We start from the raw sequence: 14,356 nt of genomic DNA, 5'->3' as shown, positions 1-14,356 counted from the left end.
CCACGGGGCCGACGGCGTCGAGCCCTGCTCAGGCTTGGACGACGGTGGCCGGCAGCGTCGAGTCCGCCCCGACGTCCCACGACGACGGGGCGCGGCCGGCCGCGACGAGCTGCGCGCCGACGGCCGCGATCATCGCGCCGTTGTCGGTGCAGAGGGCGAACGGCGGGATCCGGAGCGCGATCCCCGCCGCCGCGGCGCGCTCGGCCGCGACCTCCCGCAGCCGCGCGTTGGCGACGACGCCGCCGCCGAGCATGAGCCGCGGGACGCCGAGCTCCCGGCACGCCGCGATCGCCTTCGCCGTCAGGACGTCGACGACCGCCTCGCGGAACGAGGCCGCGACGTCGGCCACCGGCACCTCCTCGCCGCGGGCGCGGCACTGCTCGACGTGGCGCGCGACCGCCGTCTTCAGCCCCGAGAAGGAGAAGTCGAAACGGTGCGCGGCCTGATCCTTCGCGGCGGTGAGCCCGCGCGGGAACGCGATGGCCGTCGGATCGCCGCTCGCCGCCGCGCGGTCGATCTGCGGTCCGCCGGGGTACGGGAGCCCGAGCAGCCGGGCGACCTTGTCGAACGCCTCGCCCGCGGCGTCGTCGACCGTCTCGCCCAGGAGCTCCACGTCGTCGAGCAGGTCGCGGACGAGCAGGAGCGAGGTGTGCCCGCCGGAGACGAGGAGCGCGACGGTCGGGAGCTCCAGCTCCCCGCCGCCCTCCTCGGCGGGCCGGAGCAGGTCGACGCCCACGTGTCCCACGAGATGGTTGACCGCGTAGAGCGGCTTGCCGAGCGCGATCGCGAGCGCCTTCGCGGCGCCGACTCCGACCATGAGCGCCCCTGCGAGCCCGGGCCCGCTCGTCACGGCGATCGCGTCGACGTCGCCGAGGGCGACCCCGGCCTCCGCCAGCGCCGCGTCGAGCGTGGGCTGCATCGCCTCGAGATGCGCCCGCGCGGCGATCTCCGGGACCACGCCGCCGTACCGGGCTTGCTCGTCCATCGACGACGCGATCGCGTTGGCGAGGAGCGTCGTGCCTCGCACGATGCCGACACCGGTCTCGTCGCAGCTGGTCTCGATCCCGAGGATCAGCGGTCCGTCGCTCATGCCGTCCTCCTCATGACCCACGCGTCCTCGTTGTCGGGCTGGTAGTAGTGCGGGCGCACGGCGATGCGCTCGAATCCGAGGGAGGCGTAGAGGTGCTGCGCGATGGCGTTGCCGGCGCGGACCTCGAGGAAGACCTCATCGACGCCGCGGTGGTCGGCCTCGGCGAGCAGCGCCTCCATGAGCGCCCGCCCGATGCCGCGCCCGCGCGCCGCCTCGGCGACCGTGATCGTCTGGATGTCGCCCTGCCGCGATCCGGACGGGGCGAGCAGCCCCGCGTACCCGACGATCGCTCCCTCGTCGTCGACCGCGACGAGGTAGTGCCCGTGCGGCCCGGCGAGCTCGGCGCGCATCGACGACGTCGACCACGCGTCCTCGGGGAACGTCGCGCGCTCGATCGCCATGATCGCGTCGAGGTCGTCCGCCTCGGCGCGCCGGAGCGCGGTCACGGGACGACGACCCCCTTCGGCACGGTGACATCCGGGGCGCGGAGGTAGAGCGGCTCGCTCGGGCCGAACGGACGCCCCGCCGCGTACCGCCGCTCGGCGAGCATGCCGAGCGGGCCGGCGGGGATCGTCGCGGCGTCGACGCGGCGGAATCCGACGATCGCGGCGTCGATCGCGTCCGCCGCGGCAAGGGCCGGACCGGCGACGCGCACCGGCAGCCCCAGCTCGTCGGAGGCGGCGTAGGCCGACCAGGCGAGCTCGCGCCGTCGGGCGTCGGTCACCACCGCGATCGGCTCGGCGGCGTCGAGCGCGAGCGCGTCGTGCGAGGCGATCGGCACGACCGGCCGGCCGATGCCGAGCGCGAAGGCGCGCGCGGCGGCAATGCCGACCCGGAGACCGGTGAACGGCCCCGGGCCCATGCCGGCGGCGACGCCGCTCAGGTCGCGCGGCGCGACCCCCGCGCGCTCCAGGGCGCGGAGGATGAGGGTGCCGACGACCTCGGCGTGGCGTCGCGTGGACTCCTCGTCCTCCTGGGCGAGGATCCCGCCCTCGAGATCGACGACGGCGACGCTGCTGCCGGCGGAGGTGTCGATCGCGAGCAGCACCCTCCGATGGTAGAGGCCGCGCGATCGGCTCCGCAGGCCGCCCCGAGCGGGCTACGCCTCGGCCGCGAGCGCCGCGAGCACGGGGGCCCAGCGCTCGCCCGCGGCGTCGATCGCGACGTGACGCGGTTCGGACTCCGTGTCCGGGTCGCCCGCGGGGGGCCGCACGATGCGCAGCCGGAGCCACGTGTCGGCCTCGACGCGCTCCGCGGGCCACTCGACGACCACCACCGCGTTCTCGTAGTCGAGGTCGAGGTCGTCGAGCTCGGCGGCGCTGCCCAGTCGATAGGCGTCGACGTGCACCAGCGGCGGGCCGGCGGTCGTCGGATGCTCCCGCGCGAGGATGAACGTCGGGCTCGTAACGGCCCCGCGCGCGCCGAGCCCGCGGCCGATGCCGCGGGTGAAGGTCGTCTTGCCTGCGCCGAGGCCGCCCTCGAGCAGCACGAGATCGCCGGCGCGGAGCTCGCGCGCGATGCGCTCGCCGAGCGCCTCCATCGCCTCGGGGTCGGCGATCGTCAGCTCGACGCTCATGCCGGCGCCCTCGGCACGCGCGGGCCGATGCGGGTGACGATCTCGTAGCCGATCGTGCCGGCGGCGCGCGCCCAGTCCTCCGCGGAGGGGGCGCCCGTGGCCGGGTCGCCGAACGCCACGACGCGGTCGCCGACCGCGACCGGGGCGTCGCCGACGTCGACGACGCACTGATCCATCGCGATCCGGCCGACCACCGGATGCCGGCGGCCGCCGATCGCGACCTCCGCCCGGCCGGTGGCCGCCCGCGGGAGCCCGTCGGCGTAGCCGAGCGGGACGAGCGCGAGGGTGGTGGGCCGCTCGGTCCGGTGGGCGAAGCCGTAGGAGACGCCCTCGCCCGCCGGCACACGCCGCACGGCGGCGACCGTCGCGGCGAGCTCCATCGCGGGGCGGAGTCCGAGCTCCGCGACGTCGACGCCCTCCGCGGGCGGGAGCCCGTACATCGCGATCCCGATGCGCACGAGGTCGTAGCGGAGCTCCGGCGACGCGAGCGCGGCCTCGCTCGACGCGAGGTGGCGCACCTCGGGGCGGAGTCCGGCGTCCCGCGCCGCGGCGACGGCGTCCTCGAACCTGGCGCGCTGACGATCGGTCTCAACGGGCCCGGCGTTCGCGAGGTGGGACCAGACGCCGCGGACCCGGACGATGCCCGTGCGCTCGAGTTCCGCCGCCCGCGCGCAGACATCGGCCCACTCCGCCGGCGGGACGCCGTTGCGGCTCAGACCGGTGTCGATCTTGAGATGCACGACGCCGCCGGCCGCGCGCTCGCGCTGCGCGGCCGACGAGATCCCCAGCTCGATGCCGGCGTCGATCGCCGCGGCGAAGTCGACGTCGACGCCGTGCAGCCACGCGAGGATCGGCGCATCGATCCCGACCGAGCGCAGGGCGAGCGCCTCGTCGAGGTCCGCGACGCCCAGCTGATCGGCGCCGCCCTCGAGCGCCGCGCGCGCCGCGAGCTCCGCGCCGTGGCCGTAGCCGTCGGCCTTCACCACGGCGAGCACGCGGGCCGGCGCGACGAGGTCGCGGATGCGCGCCACGTTCCCGCGGATCGCGTCGAGGTGGATCCGGGCCTCGCGCATCACGGCGCCGACTCCGCGACGACCATCGCCACCGCGACGCCGGCGTCGTGCGACATCGACAGGTGCCAGCGGACGATCCCGCGCTGCTCGGCGAGCGCCGCCGCCGCGCCGGAGAGGGCCACACCCGGGTTCCCGTGCTCGTCGCTCGCGACCACCATGTCGTGCCAGCCCACCCCGGTGGACTCGCCGAGCGCCTTGATGACGGCCTCCTTGGCGGCGAACCGGCCCGCGAGCGAGCGCAGCGGTTTGTCGCGTTCGCTCTCGGCGAACAAGCGTTCGCGCAGCACGGGGGTGCGGCTGAGGGCGCGCTCGAAGCGGGCGAGGTCGACGACGTCGACGCCGATCCCCATGACGGCCACGGCTACTCGACCGTGACCGACTTGGCCAGGTTGCGCGGCTGGTCGACGTCGAGACCCTTCGCCGTGGCCAGCTCCATCGCGAAGACGTGCAGCGGCACGACCGCGAGGATCGGCTCGAACATCGGGGCCGCGAACGGGATCCGGATGACCTCGTCCGCGAACGGCGCGACGGCGACGTCGCCGATCTCGGCCACCGCGATGACCCGGGCGCCGCGCGCACGGATCTCCTGGATGTTGGAGACCACTTTCTTGTGCAGCGATCCCTCGTTGCGCGGGCTCGGCACGAGCACGAACACGATCTGGCCGGGCTCGATGAGCGCGATCGGCCCGTGCTTCAGCTCGCCGGCCGCGAAGCCCTCGGCGTGGATGTACGCGAGCTCCTTGAGCTTCAGCGCCCCCTCGAGGGCGATCGGGTATCCGACGTGCCGGCCGAGGAAGAGCACCGACTGGGTGTCGGCCATCCAGTGCGCGAACTCGGCGATCCGGGCCGGGGTCGACTCCACCACCTGGTCGAGCTTGTCGGGCACGTCCTGCAGCTCGTCGAGGAGCGCCGCGATGGCGCCCGGCTCGAGCGTGCCGCGCAGCTGCGCGAGGTGCAGCCCGAGCAGGTACAGGGCGGTGATCTGCGCGACGAACGCCTTCGTCGAGGCGACGGCGACCTCCGGGCCGGCGTGGGTGTAGAGGATCGCGTCCGACTCGCGCGGGATCGTCGAGCCCTGCGTATTGCAGATGGCCAGCGTGCGGGCGCCGCGCTCCTGGGCCGAGCGGACGGCGAGCAGGGTGTCCATCGTCTCGCCGGACTGGCTCACCGACACCACGAGCGTGCGCTCGTCGACGACCGGGTCCCGGTAGCCGAACTCGTGCGAGAGCTCGACGTCGACCGGGATCCGCGCCCAGGCCTCGATCGCGTACCGGCCGACCTCGCCCGCGTAGGCCGCGGTCCCGCAGGCGAGCACGATGATGCGATCGATCCCGCGGAGCAGCTCGTCGGCCCCGTCGAGCTCCGGCAGCGTCACGCGCCCGTCGTGCACCCGGCCGAGCAGGGTGCTGGCGACGGCCGCAGGCTCCTCCGAGATCTCCTTGCGCATGAAACTCGACCAGCCGCCCTTCTCGGCGGCGGTCGCGTCCCACTGGACCTCGAACTCCCGCGCCTCGACCGCATTGCCGGCGAAGTCGGTGACCTCGACCGCGTCCGGGCGGATCGTGACGATCTGGTCCTGCCCGATCTCCATGGCGCGCCGGGTGTGCTCGACGAACGCGGCGACGTCCGAGCCGAGGAAGTTCTCCCCCTCGCCCAGGCCGATCACGAGGGGCGAGTTGCGGCGGGCGCCGACGACGACGCCGGGGGCGTCGCGGTGCATGGCGAGGAGCGTGAACGCCCCCTCGAGGCGGGCGACGGTCCGGCGCATGGCGGCGGTCAGGTCGCCGGTCTCGCGATAGGCGCGCCCGACGAGCAGCGCCGCGACCTCGGTGTCGGTCTCGCTCGTGAAGGTCTCGCCCGCCAGCTCGGCCTTCAGTTCGGCGAAGTTCTCGATGATGCCGTTGTGGATGAGCGCGAGCCGCCCCTCGTCGCCGAGGTGCGGGTGCGCGTTCGCGTCGGTCGGGCCGCCGTGCGTCGCCCAGCGGGTGTGACCGATGCCGGTGTGGCCGTCGACCAGGGAGCCGGTGGCGAGGTCGTCGACCAGCACGCCGAGCTTGCCGGCCTTCTTGCGGGTGCGCAGCTCCCCGTCGTCGCCGAGGATCGACACCCCGGCGGAGTCGTAGCCGCGGTACTCGAGCCGCTTCAGACCGCCCAGCAGCACCTCGGCGCTGCTGCCCGGGCCCACGTACCCCACGATTCCGCACATGCGCTCGATCCTAGGAGGCCGCCGCCGTCGGTCGCCCGGACGACCGGGTGCGCCCGTCGGCACTAGCCTGGTGCGGATGTCCGATCCCGGCGCCTCCGGCACGACGCCCTTCGTCGAGATCGCGCGACGCGACTGGGCGGAGCTCGCGTCGAGCGCCGCACCGCCCCTCGACGAAGCCGATCTCGCACGGCTCCGCGGGCTCGGCGACCAGCTCGACCTGCGCACGGTCGGCGAGGTGTATGTGCCGCTCAGCCGGCTCCTCAACATCTACGTCGGCGCGACCCGCGGGCTCCGTCGCGCATCGAGCGAATTCCTCCGGCAGGACGTCGGCGGCACGCCCTTCGTGATCGGCATCGCCGGCTCGGTGGCGGTCGGCAAGTCGACGACGGCGCGGCTGCTGCGCGAGCTCCTCGCCCGATTCCCCGACACGCCGAACGTCGAGCTCGTGACGACCGACGGCTTCCTCCTCCCGAACGCCGAGCTCGAGCGGCGGGGGCTCATGCAGCGGAAGGGGTTCCCGGAGAGCTACGACCGGCGCGCGCTCGTCCGGTTCGTCAGCGAGGTGAAGAGCGGCGCCGCCGAGGTCGCGGCGCCGGTGTACTCGCACCTGGTCTACGACATCGTCGCGGGCGAGCACGTCGTCGTCCGCCGGCCGGACGTGCTGATCGTCGAGGGCCTCAACGTGCTGCAGCCGGCGAGCGGCGGGCGGCTCGCGGTCTCCGACCTCTTCGACTTCACCGTCTACGTGGACGCACGCACCGCCGACATCGAGCGGTGGTACGTGGAGCGCTTCCTGCGTCTCCAGCGCGGTGCGTTCGCCGATCCCGACAGCTATTTCCACCGGTATGCCGATCTGACCGAGGACGAGGCCGTCGCCCGGGCCCGCGCCATCTGGGCGGCCATCAACGGGCCGAACCTCGAGCAGAACATCCTGCCGACCCGGGGCCGTGCGTCGCTCGTGCTGCGGAAGGACGCCGACCACTCGGTGTCGTCGGTGCTCCTGCGCAAGGTCTAGTCGAGGCCCTCCGCGTCCCAGCGCTGCTCGACGGCGGTCGCGATCGCGAGCTGTCCGGCGGCGGTGGGGTGGACGTCGTCCGACTGCATGTACTCGGGATGCCCCCGGAGCGGGTCCGGGAACGACAGCACCGTCCCGCCGACCTCCTCCACCTGCTCGCGGACGGCCTTCGCGATCTGCCGCAGCTGCGGCGGCCACGTCGTCTCGTTCCAGACCGGGCTGACCGCGACGATCTCGACCGACGGCAGCGCCGCGCGGAGCGTCTGCATCGCCTCCGCGATCGCCGCCGCCACCTTCGCCTCGGGCTGCCCGACGTCGTTGCTGCTGCCGGCGAGGAGCACGATCGACGGCCGGAGCCGGATGGCGTCGCGCACCTGGTCGGCGACGGTCGCGCCGTCGTTCCCCTTCTGCACGAAACCGTCGCCGTCGGCCGCGAGGTCGGTCAGGTCCCACGAGCGATCGCGGCCCAGCACCTCCGGCCACGACTGCCGCTCGGTCAGCCCATGGCCGTCCATGATCGAGTCGCCGATCGCCACGACCCGCTGCGTTCCGGCCCCCGCTCCGAGGGCGACGATGCCGGCGCCGGCGGTCAGGACGAGGCCGAGCGCCACGGCGACGGCGACGATCGGAATGCGTCGGAACGGGGAGGGCACGGCGAGAAGCTAGGGACGACGCCTTGGAGGGTCCTCAGCGCCCGCTCCGAGCGCTCTCAGGCGGTCGGCGGGCGCTCGAGGACGAAGACGGGGATGCGGCGCGCGGTCTTCCGCTGGTACGCGGCGTAGTCCGGCCAGGCCTCGACCGCGCGCTCCCACCAGACCGCGTACTCGTCGCCGTCGGCCTCGTGCGCGAGGTAGTCGTGCTTCTCGGCGCCGTCCTGCAGCTCGACGTGCGGGTTCTTGACGAGGTTCGCGTACCAGGCGGGGTGCTCCGGGGCGCCGCCCTTCGAGGCGACGACCGCGTAGACGCCCTCGTGCTCGACGCGCATGAGCGCCGTCTTGCGCAGCTTCCCGGACTTCGCGCCGACGCTCGTCAGGACGATGATCGGCCGTCCGCGGAGCTCCGCCGACTCGGCCCCGCCGCTCGCCTCGTAGGCCTCGGCCTGGACGCGCGCCCACTCCGACGCGCTCGGCGCGTACTCCCCCTCGAGCGGCATGATCAGCCCTCCTCCGTCGTCTCGGTCGTCGTCGCGAGTCGGTCGCGCACGAGCCCCGCGAGCTCGTCGGCGATCGCCGCGGCCTCGTCCTGATGCTCGGCCTCGACCATGACCCGCACCAGCGGCTCCGTGCCCGACGGGCGCAGCAGGACCCGGCCGGTCGCGCCGAGGCGCTCCTCGGCAGCGGCCACAGCGGTCGCGATCTCCTCGTCGGCGTCGAGGCGCTCGCGGTCGACGCCGCGCACGTTGACCAGCACCTGCGGGAACACGGTCATCACCTTCGCCAGTTCGGCGAGCGGCGTGCCGCTGCGCACGACCTCGGCGGCCAGTTGCAGTCCGGTGAGGATGCCGTCGCCGGTCGTCGCGTGATCGCGGAAGATGATGTGCCCCGACTGCTCGCCGCCGAGACTGAGCTTCTGCGCGTCGAGCTCCTCGAGGACGTAGCGGTCGCCGACCTTGGTCTGCACGAGGCGGATGCCGTGGTGCTCCATGGCCACCCGGAGGCCGAGATTCGACATCACGGTGGCCACGAGCGCGTCGCCGGCCAGCATCCCGCGCTCCTTGAGCGAGACCGCCAGGATCGCCATCATCCGATCGCCGTCGACGATCTCGCCGGTCGCGTCGACCGCCAGGCAGCGGTCGGCGTCGCCGTCGTGCGCGATGCCGAGATCGGCGCCGTTGTCGAGGACCGCCCGGCGGAGGTGGTCGAGGTGCGTGGAGCCGACGCCGTCGTTGATGTTGAGCCCGTCCGGGTCCGCGCCGATCACGGTCACCTTCGCGCCGGCGAGGGCGAACGCCTCCGGCGAGACCCCGGACGCGGCGCCGTGCGCGGCGTCGATCACCACGTGCAGGCCCTCGAGCTTCACGTCGAGCGTGCCGACGAGGTGGACGATGTAGCGGTCCTCGGCGTCGGAGAAGCGCCGGATGCGGCCCACGCCCGCGCCCGTCGGCGCCATCTTCGGCTGCGCCAGGGCGGCCTCGATCCGGTCCTCGACCTCGTCGGGCAGCTTGGTGCCGCCGAGCGCGAAGAACTTGATGCCGTTGTCGGCCGCCGGGTTGTGCGACGCGGAGACGACGACGCCGAAGTCGGCCCCGACGTCGTCGATGAGGAACGCCGCCGCCGGGGTCGGGATGACGCCCGCGTCGAGCACGTCGATGCCGGAGCTCGCGAGCCCGGCCGCAACCGCCGCCGCGATGAACTCGCCGCTGACGCGCGGGTCGCGCGCCAGCACGGCCTTCGGCCGCCGGCCCTCGGCCCGGAGCTGGTCGGCGTGACGGCCGCGGGTCAGGACCCGGGCCGCCGCCTGGGCGAGCCCCAGGGCGAGGTCGGCGGTGACGACGTCACCGTTCGCCAGGCCCCGGACGCCGTCGGTTCCGAACAGACGGGGCATGGGCGACTAGCGCTTCGAGAACTGCGACGCCTTGCGGGCCTTCTTGAGACCGGCCTTCTTGCGCTCGATGACGCGGGCGTCACGGGTGAGGAAGCCGGCCTTCTTGAGGGTCGGGCGGTTGTTCTCGCGGTCGATCTCGTTGAGCGCACGGGCGATGGCGAGACGCAGCGCGCCGGCCTGGCCCGAGGGGCCGCCGCCCGTGATCTTCGCGATCACGTCGTACGAGCCGACGAGCTCGAGCACGGTGAACGGATCGGTGATGAGCTGCTGGTGCAGCTTGTTCGGGAAGTACTCCTCGAGCGTGCGGCCGTTGACGGTGAAGCCGCCCGCGCCCGGGGCCAGGCGCACGCGCGCGATGGCCTCCTTGCGGCGGCCGACCGCGGCGCCACCCACGTTGACGACGCGCGGCGCGCGGGTCTCGGTGGCCTCGCCGGCCGGGGTCTCGGTGGAGTAGGAGTTGAGCTCGGGAGCCAGGTCCTCGATGTTCGCCATGATTCGGTGTCCTTGGGAGTCTTCGCGGGCGCTTACTGCGCGACCTGGGTGAGGGAGAAGGGCGTGGGCTGCTGCGCGGCGTGCGGGTGCTCGGCGCCCGCGTAGACCTTCAGCTTCTTGATCTGGGCGCGGCCCAGCGAGTTCTTCGGCAGCATGCCGCGGATCGCCTTCTCGACGGCGCGGGTGGGGTGCTTCTCGAGCATCTCGACGTAGGTCTGGCTGGAGAGGCCGCCCGGGTAGCCGGAGTGGCGGTAGGCCAGCTTCTTCTCGAGCTTCTGACCCGTCAGCGCGACCTTCTCGGCGTTGATGACGATGACGAAGTCGCCCATGTCCATGTGCGGCGCGAAGGTGGGCTTGTGCTTCCCGCGGAGGATCGCGGCGGCGTGGCTGGCGAGTCGGCCGAGCACCACATCGGTGGCGTCGATGACGATCCAGTCGCGCTTGATGTCCGCCGGCTTGGGGCTGAACGTGCGCGTCATGATGACTGCTTTCTCTCGAGGTGTCGTGAATCCCGCTCCGGTGAGCGTTCCCGCCGGATCGGCGGGAACCCTGCGGTGGAGGGCTCGGAATGCGGCCCGCGTCGAGCGGGCAACCTCAACAGGCTAGTCGATCGGGTCGAGCTCCGCCACCTGGCGCCGGGCCCGGGTGCGCTCGACCCGCGCCGCGAGCTCCTCGTCGGGCGGGTAGCCCACCTCCACCAGCGTGAGCCCGCGCGCGGGCACGACCTTGAACGCCGAGGAGCGCGCACCCGCATCCCGCAGCGCCGCGACGCGGTCCGCTGCCAGCCGCCCCTCCCCCGCCGCGATGCACGAGCCGACGAGCGCCCGGACCATGCTGTGGCAGAACGCGTCGGCGCGCACCCGCGCGACGAGCACGCCGTCGTCGTCGCGGCGCCAGGTGAACTCCTGCAGCGTGCGGATCGTGGTCGCCCCCTCGCGCGGCCGGCAGAACGCCGCGAAGTCGTGCAGGCCGAGGAGCGACGCCGCCGTCGCCTCCATGGCCGCCTCGTCCAGGTCGGCGGGGTGCCAGAGCGTGTGGTGCCGACGGCGTGGATCGTGCGGGGCGCGGCCGTCGGCGAGCCGGTACTCGTAGCGGCGCCACAGGGCCGCGAACCGGGCGTCGAAGCCCTCGGGTGCGACGGCGGACCGGGAGACCACCAGGTCGGACACCGGACCGCCGATCCCCGTCAGACGTCGGGCCAGCGACGCCGGCCCGTGCGTCGTGGCGGTGCCGCGCACCCGGTCGAGCACGGCCAGCTCGGCGTCCCCGAGGTCCACGTGCGCCACCTGCCCCGTCGCGTGCACGCCGACGTCGGTGCGCCCCGCGACCGTGACCGCGGGCTGCGCGCCGGTGGACCGGAACAGCTCGGCGAGACGCGACTCCAGCTCCCCCTGCACCGTGCGGAGACCGCGCTGCCGCGCCCACCCGGAGAACTCGGTGCCGTCGTAGGCGAGATCCATCCGGACCCGGGTCGTCGCCATGCGGCCGAGTCTAGGCTGGAGGTTCGCGGGGCCCGATCCCCGCCTCCCGGTCGGCGTCGGCCTAGCCTGGAGCATGGCTCTGCCGCTCCATCCGCCGATCCAGCCCATGCTCGCCACCGCGATCGACGCGGTGCCGGAGCCGGACTCCGTCGACGGCGGCTGGGACTACGAGCCGAAGTGGGACGGATTCCGCGGCATCGTCTTCGCGGACGGCCCCGATGTCGAGATCGGCAGTCGCGGCTCGAAGCCGCTGACCCGGTACTTCCCCGAGCTCGCCACGGTGGTCGCGGAGCAGCTGCGCGAACCCTGCATCATCGACGGCGAGATCGTCGTGCGGACCGGCCCGAGGGGCCGCGAGCGGCTCGACTGGGACGCGCTCTCGCAGCGCATCCACCCCGCTGCGAGCCGCGTCGCGAGACTCGCCGCCGAGACCCCCGCCTCGTTCGTCGCCTTCGATCTCCTGGCGGCCGACGGCCGCTCGCTCCTCGACGAGCCGTTCGCCGCGCGCCGGGCGCGGCTCGAGACCCTCTTCGGCGGTGTCACCGCGCCGCTCCACCTCGGCCGCACCACCCGCGACCCGGAGCTCGCGCGTCGATGGTTCGTGGAGTTCGAGGGTGCCGGGCTCGATGGCGTCGTCGCGAAGCCGCGCGCCGCGAGCTACCGGCCGGGCACGCGCGTGATGCGCAAGATCAAGCACCACCGGACGGCCGATGTCGTGCCGATCGGGTACCGCGTCCACACGACCGGCCACGGCATCGGGTCGCTCCTCGTGGGGCTGTACGACGCCGACGGGGTGCTGCGCGGCGTCGGCGGCGCGTCGGCGTTCAGCGCCGCCCGCCGGGACGAGCTCCTCGAGGAGCTGCAGCCGCTCGTCGAGCGCGACGCCTCCGGCGCGGCGGTGCAGGGCGAGGGTGAGCGGAGTCGCTTCTCCTCCGCGAAGGACATCGGGCTCGTCCGCCTCCGACCGGAGCGCGTGCTCGAAGTGCGCTACGACCAGCTCGAGGGCGGCCGGTTCCGGCACGCGGTCCAGTTCGAGCGCTGGCGCCCGGATCGGGAGCCCGCATCGTGCCGTCTCGACCAGCTCGAGCGGCCGGCGGCCTACGACCTCGACGACGTGCTCGGCTGACCGACGCCGGTCGCGGCTACTCCGACGGCTTCCTCGCCCGGCTCGGCTGCACCCGCGGCGGTTCCCCCGGCATCTTCGGGTACTCCGGCGGGTACGGCAGCTCGCCGATCCCCGCGGCGACATCGCGCTCCCACCACCCGAGCAGCACGTCGAGCGCGCCGCGGTGCTCGGCCATCCCGTGCCACGGGTCGCCGTGCTCGCGAAGGCGCGCGGCCACCGAGCGCACGGTGAACACCGCCGGGTCGGCCGAGTCCAGCTCCTCCCAGCGGAGCGGCGTCGACACGGGCGCCCCGGGTCGCGCCCGGGGGCTGTAGGCGCCCGCGATCGTCCGATCCCGCGCCGACTGGTTGAAGTCGACGAAGACCCGCTCGCCGCGCTCCTCCTTCCACCACGCGGTCGTGACCTCGGTCGGCATCCGCCGCTCCAGCTCGCGGCCCGCCGCGATGACGGCGTGGCGCACGTCGATGAAGTCGTGGGTCGGCTCGATGGGGGCGTAGACGTGAAGGCCACGGCTGCCCGACGTCTTGACGTACGGCGTGAGGCCCGCCTCCTCGAGGATGGCGCGCAGCACCGGCGCCGCCCGCACCGCGTCGCGGTATCCGACACCGGGCTGCGGGTCGAGGTCCATCCGCAGCTGGTCGGGGTGGTCGATGTCCTCGGCACGGGAGGGCCAGGGGTGGAAGACGATCGTGTTCATCTGCGCCATCCAGACGGCCGCGGCCGGCTCGTCGATGACGAGCATCGGATGCCGGCGGGCGCTCGGAAAGGTGACCATCGTGTCGCGGATCCACGCCGGCACCCCGCGCGGCGGCGACTTGCTGAAGAACTCCTCGCCCTCGATCCCCTCGGGCAACCGCTGCAGAGCCACCGGGCGGTCCCCGTTCGCCTCCACGAACGCGCCGCCCACGGCCACCAGGTACTCGGCGAGCTCGAGCTTCGTCACGCCGACATCGGGCCAGAGCACGCGGTCGGGGCTCGACACGCGCACCGACCGCGTCCCGTCCGGACCGTCGACCTCCAGCACCACCGCAGCTCGCCCTGAGCCTGTCGGAGCGTCGGTCGCCATGCCGTCACCGTAGACGACGAAGGCCCCGCCGGTTCACCCGGCGGGGCCCTCGATCAGTGGGTGCGCAGCCTACTTGGCGTCGTCCTCGGCCGGCGCGGCGTCGGTCGAGGCCTCGACGGCCTCATCCTGCGCCTCGACCGCGGTCTTCTCGGCCTCGGGCGCGTCGGCCTCGCTCCCGCCCTCGGCGACGACCTCGGCCTCCTCGGCCTCGATCGCCTCCTCCTCGGCAGGGGTCTCCTCGGCAGGCGCGGCGGCCGTCGCCGGCGCGGCCTTCGGCGTCTCGTTGCGGGCGGCCGACCTCGTCGACGACGCCGGCTTCTTGGTCACGGGCTCGAGGACGAGCTCGATGACCGCCATGGGGGCGTTGTCGCCCTTGCGGAATCCGGTCTTGATGATGCGGGTGTAGCCGCCCTCGCGCTCCGCGACGAGCGGTGCGATCTCGGTGAACAGCTCGTGCACGACGGACTTGTCGCGGATGATCGTCATCACCCGGCGACGCGCGTGCAGGTCGCCGCGCTTCGCGAAGGTGATGAGGCGCTCCGCGAGGGGACGCAGGCGCTTGGCCTTCGTCTCCGTGGTCTGGATGCTCTTGTGGGTGAAGAGCGCCGAGGCGAGGTTCGCGAGCAGCAGGCGCTCGTGCGCCGGGCCGCCTCCGAGGCGGGGACCCTTGGTGGGCTTGGGCATTGT

The 14,356-nt window shown here is 73.8% G+C and carries 17 protein-coding genes; 2 read left to right on the top strand and 15 right to left on the bottom strand.

The window, feature by feature from the left end:
* Nucleotides 1-28: 28 nt before the first annotated feature.
* Genes tsaD through glmS form a run of 7 tightly spaced genes read right to left on the bottom strand, consistent with a single transcriptional unit; the run spans nt 29 to nt 5,945 of the window.
* On the bottom strand, nt 29-1,090 hold the full coding sequence (tsaD, locus tag ACTHM3_RS00365) for a tRNA (adenosine(37)-N6)-threonylcarbamoyltransferase complex transferase subunit TsaD (protein ID WP_440404088.1): 1,062 nt from the start codon (nt 1,088-1,090) through the stop codon (nt 29-31).
* The gene (gene rimI, locus ACTHM3_RS00360) at nt 1,087-1,536 is read right to left on the bottom strand and encodes a ribosomal protein S18-alanine N-acetyltransferase (RefSeq protein WP_440404087.1); all 450 of its coding nucleotides are present in this window, start codon (nt 1,534-1,536) and stop codon (nt 1,087-1,089) included. The genes tsaD and rimI overlap by 4 nt, the downstream gene beginning before the upstream one ends.
* Entirely contained in the window at nt 1,533-2,138 is a 606-nt protein-coding gene (gene tsaB, locus ACTHM3_RS00355) for a tRNA (adenosine(37)-N6)-threonylcarbamoyltransferase complex dimerization subunit type 1 TsaB (protein ID WP_440404086.1), read from the bottom strand. Before tsaB ends, rimI begins: the two co-directional genes overlap by 4 nt.
* 51 nt (nt 2,139-2,189) lie before the next feature.
* A complete protein-coding gene (gene tsaE / locus ACTHM3_RS00350) occupies nt 2,190-2,666 on the bottom strand; it encodes a tRNA (adenosine(37)-N6)-threonylcarbamoyltransferase complex ATPase subunit type 1 TsaE (protein ID WP_440404085.1) in 477 nt (158 codons plus the stop codon).
* A complete protein-coding gene (alr, locus tag ACTHM3_RS00345) occupies nt 2,663-3,739 on the bottom strand; it encodes an alanine racemase (protein WP_440404142.1) in 1,077 nt (358 codons plus the stop codon). Before alr ends, tsaE begins: the two co-directional genes overlap by 4 nt.
* The gene (locus tag ACTHM3_RS00340) at nt 3,739-4,089 is read right to left on the bottom strand and encodes a holo-ACP synthase (RefSeq protein WP_440404141.1); all 351 of its coding nucleotides are present in this window, start codon (nt 4,087-4,089) and stop codon (nt 3,739-3,741) included. The genes alr and ACTHM3_RS00340 overlap by 1 nt, the downstream gene beginning before the upstream one ends.
* A gap of 11 nt (nt 4,090-4,100) precedes the next feature.
* Nucleotides 4,101-5,945: a glutamine--fructose-6-phosphate transaminase (isomerizing) gene (gene glmS, locus ACTHM3_RS00335; protein WP_440404084.1), complete on the bottom strand. Its 1,845-nt coding sequence runs from the start codon at nt 5,943-5,945 to the stop codon at nt 4,101-4,103.
* A gap of 76 nt (nt 5,946-6,021) precedes the next feature.
* Here glmS and coaA point away from each other — a divergent pair, with 76 nt between their 5' ends.
* Nucleotides 6,022-6,960, top strand: a complete 939-nt coding sequence (gene coaA, locus ACTHM3_RS00330; protein WP_440404083.1) for a type I pantothenate kinase — start codon at nt 6,022-6,024, stop codon at nt 6,958-6,960.
* Here the strand turns inward: coaA and ACTHM3_RS00325 are convergent.
* The 6 genes from ACTHM3_RS00325 to ACTHM3_RS00300 all read right to left on the bottom strand — a co-directional run bounded on the left by ACTHM3_RS00325 (nt 6,957) and on the right by ACTHM3_RS00300 (nt 11,477).
* On the bottom strand, nt 6,957-7,613 hold the full coding sequence (locus tag ACTHM3_RS00325; protein WP_440404082.1) for an SGNH/GDSL hydrolase family protein: 657 nt from the start codon (nt 7,611-7,613) through the stop codon (nt 6,957-6,959). The two genes, coaA and ACTHM3_RS00325, sit on opposite strands and share 4 nt — an antisense overlap.
* Nucleotides 7,614-7,669: 56 nt before the next feature.
* On the bottom strand, nt 7,670-8,113 hold the full coding sequence (locus ACTHM3_RS00320; RefSeq protein WP_440404081.1) for a nitroreductase family deazaflavin-dependent oxidoreductase: 444 nt from the start codon (nt 8,111-8,113) through the stop codon (nt 7,670-7,672).
* A 2-nt stretch (nt 8,114-8,115) separates the two neighbouring features.
* Nucleotides 8,116-9,504 carry a phosphoglucosamine mutase gene (gene glmM / locus ACTHM3_RS00315; RefSeq protein ID WP_440404080.1) on the bottom strand — a complete coding sequence of 463 codons (1,389 nt, stop codon included), beginning with the start codon at nt 9,502-9,504 and terminating at the stop codon, nt 8,116-8,118.
* Between the two features lie 6 nt (nt 9,505-9,510).
* The gene (gene rpsI, locus ACTHM3_RS00310) at nt 9,511-9,996 is read right to left on the bottom strand and encodes a 30S ribosomal protein S9 (RefSeq protein WP_440404079.1); all 486 of its coding nucleotides are present in this window, start codon (nt 9,994-9,996) and stop codon (nt 9,511-9,513) included.
* 32 nt (nt 9,997-10,028) lie between these two features.
* Complete coding sequence (rplM, locus tag ACTHM3_RS00305; RefSeq protein WP_440404078.1) at nt 10,029-10,475, bottom strand: 50S ribosomal protein L13; 447 nt, start codon at nt 10,473-10,475, stop codon at nt 10,029-10,031.
* A gap of 123 nt (nt 10,476-10,598) precedes the next feature.
* Nucleotides 10,599-11,477 carry a tRNA pseudouridine synthase A gene (locus tag ACTHM3_RS00300; protein ID WP_440404077.1) on the bottom strand — a complete coding sequence of 293 codons (879 nt, stop codon included), beginning with the start codon at nt 11,475-11,477 and terminating at the stop codon, nt 10,599-10,601.
* Between the two features lie 73 nt (nt 11,478-11,550).
* On the opposite strand from ACTHM3_RS00300, the gene ACTHM3_RS00295 reads away from it, so the two are divergent.
* Nucleotides 11,551-12,603 carry an ATP-dependent DNA ligase gene (locus ACTHM3_RS00295; RefSeq protein WP_440404076.1) on the top strand — a complete coding sequence of 351 codons (1,053 nt, stop codon included), beginning with the start codon at nt 11,551-11,553 and terminating at the stop codon, nt 12,601-12,603.
* Between the two features lie 16 nt (nt 12,604-12,619).
* Here the strand turns inward: ACTHM3_RS00295 and ligD are convergent, their stop codons facing one another.
* The gene (gene ligD, locus ACTHM3_RS00290; protein ID WP_440404075.1) at nt 12,620-13,669 is read right to left on the bottom strand and encodes a non-homologous end-joining DNA ligase; all 1,050 of its coding nucleotides are present in this window, start codon (nt 13,667-13,669) and stop codon (nt 12,620-12,622) included.
* A 69-nt stretch (nt 13,670-13,738) separates the two neighbouring features.
* The gene (gene rplQ, locus ACTHM3_RS00285) at nt 13,739-14,353 is read right to left on the bottom strand and encodes a 50S ribosomal protein L17 (protein WP_440404074.1); all 615 of its coding nucleotides are present in this window, start codon (nt 14,351-14,353) and stop codon (nt 13,739-13,741) included.
* Nucleotides 14,354-14,356: the final 3 nt, after the last annotated feature.

Source organism: Pseudolysinimonas sp. (assembly GCF_051954455.1).
Taxonomy (GTDB): Bacteria; Actinomycetota; Actinomycetes; order Actinomycetales; family Microbacteriaceae; genus Pseudolysinimonas.
This window is presented reverse-complemented; position numbering and strand designations above follow the sequence as displayed.

Excerpts from the sequence above, each read along its gene's own strand:
- tsaD (WP_440404088.1), bottom strand. The coding sequence starts at position 1,090 with ATGAGCGACGGACCGCTGATCCTCGGGATCGAGACCAGCTGCGACGAG.
- tsaE (WP_440404085.1), bottom strand. The coding sequence starts at position 2,666 with ATGAGCGTCGAGCTGACGATCGCCGACCCCGAGGCGATGGAGGCGCTC.
- alr (WP_440404142.1), bottom strand. The coding sequence starts at position 3,739 with ATGCGCGAGGCCCGGATCCACCTCGACGCGATCCGCGGGAACGTGGCG.
- ACTHM3_RS00340 (WP_440404141.1), bottom strand. The coding sequence starts at position 4,089 with ATGGGGATCGGCGTCGACGTCGTCGACCTCGCCCGCTTCGAGCGCGCC.
- glmS (WP_440404084.1), bottom strand. The coding sequence starts at position 5,945 with ATGTGCGGAATCGTGGGGTACGTGGGCCCGGGCAGCAGCGCCGAGGTG.
- coaA (WP_440404083.1), top strand. The coding sequence starts at position 6,022 with ATGTCCGATCCCGGCGCCTCCGGCACGACGCCCTTCGTCGAGATCGCG.
- ACTHM3_RS00320 (WP_440404081.1), bottom strand. The coding sequence starts at position 8,113 with ATGCCGCTCGAGGGGGAGTACGCGCCGAGCGCGTCGGAGTGGGCGCGC.
- glmM (WP_440404080.1), bottom strand. The coding sequence starts at position 9,504 with ATGCCCCGTCTGTTCGGAACCGACGGCGTCCGGGGCCTGGCGAACGGT.
- rpsI (WP_440404079.1), bottom strand. The coding sequence starts at position 9,996 with ATGGCGAACATCGAGGACCTGGCTCCCGAGCTCAACTCCTACTCCACC.
- rplM (WP_440404078.1), bottom strand. The coding sequence starts at position 10,475 with ATGACGCGCACGTTCAGCCCCAAGCCGGCGGACATCAAGCGCGACTGG.
- ACTHM3_RS00300 (WP_440404077.1), bottom strand. The coding sequence starts at position 11,477 with ATGGCGACGACCCGGGTCCGGATGGATCTCGCCTACGACGGCACCGAG.
- ACTHM3_RS00295 (WP_440404076.1), top strand. The coding sequence starts at position 11,551 with ATGGCTCTGCCGCTCCATCCGCCGATCCAGCCCATGCTCGCCACCGCG.
- ligD (WP_440404075.1), bottom strand. The coding sequence starts at position 13,669 with ATGGCGACCGACGCTCCGACAGGCTCAGGGCGAGCTGCGGTGGTGCTG.
- rplQ (WP_440404074.1), bottom strand. The coding sequence starts at position 14,353 with ATGCCCAAGCCCACCAAGGGTCCCCGCCTCGGAGGCGGCCCGGCGCAC.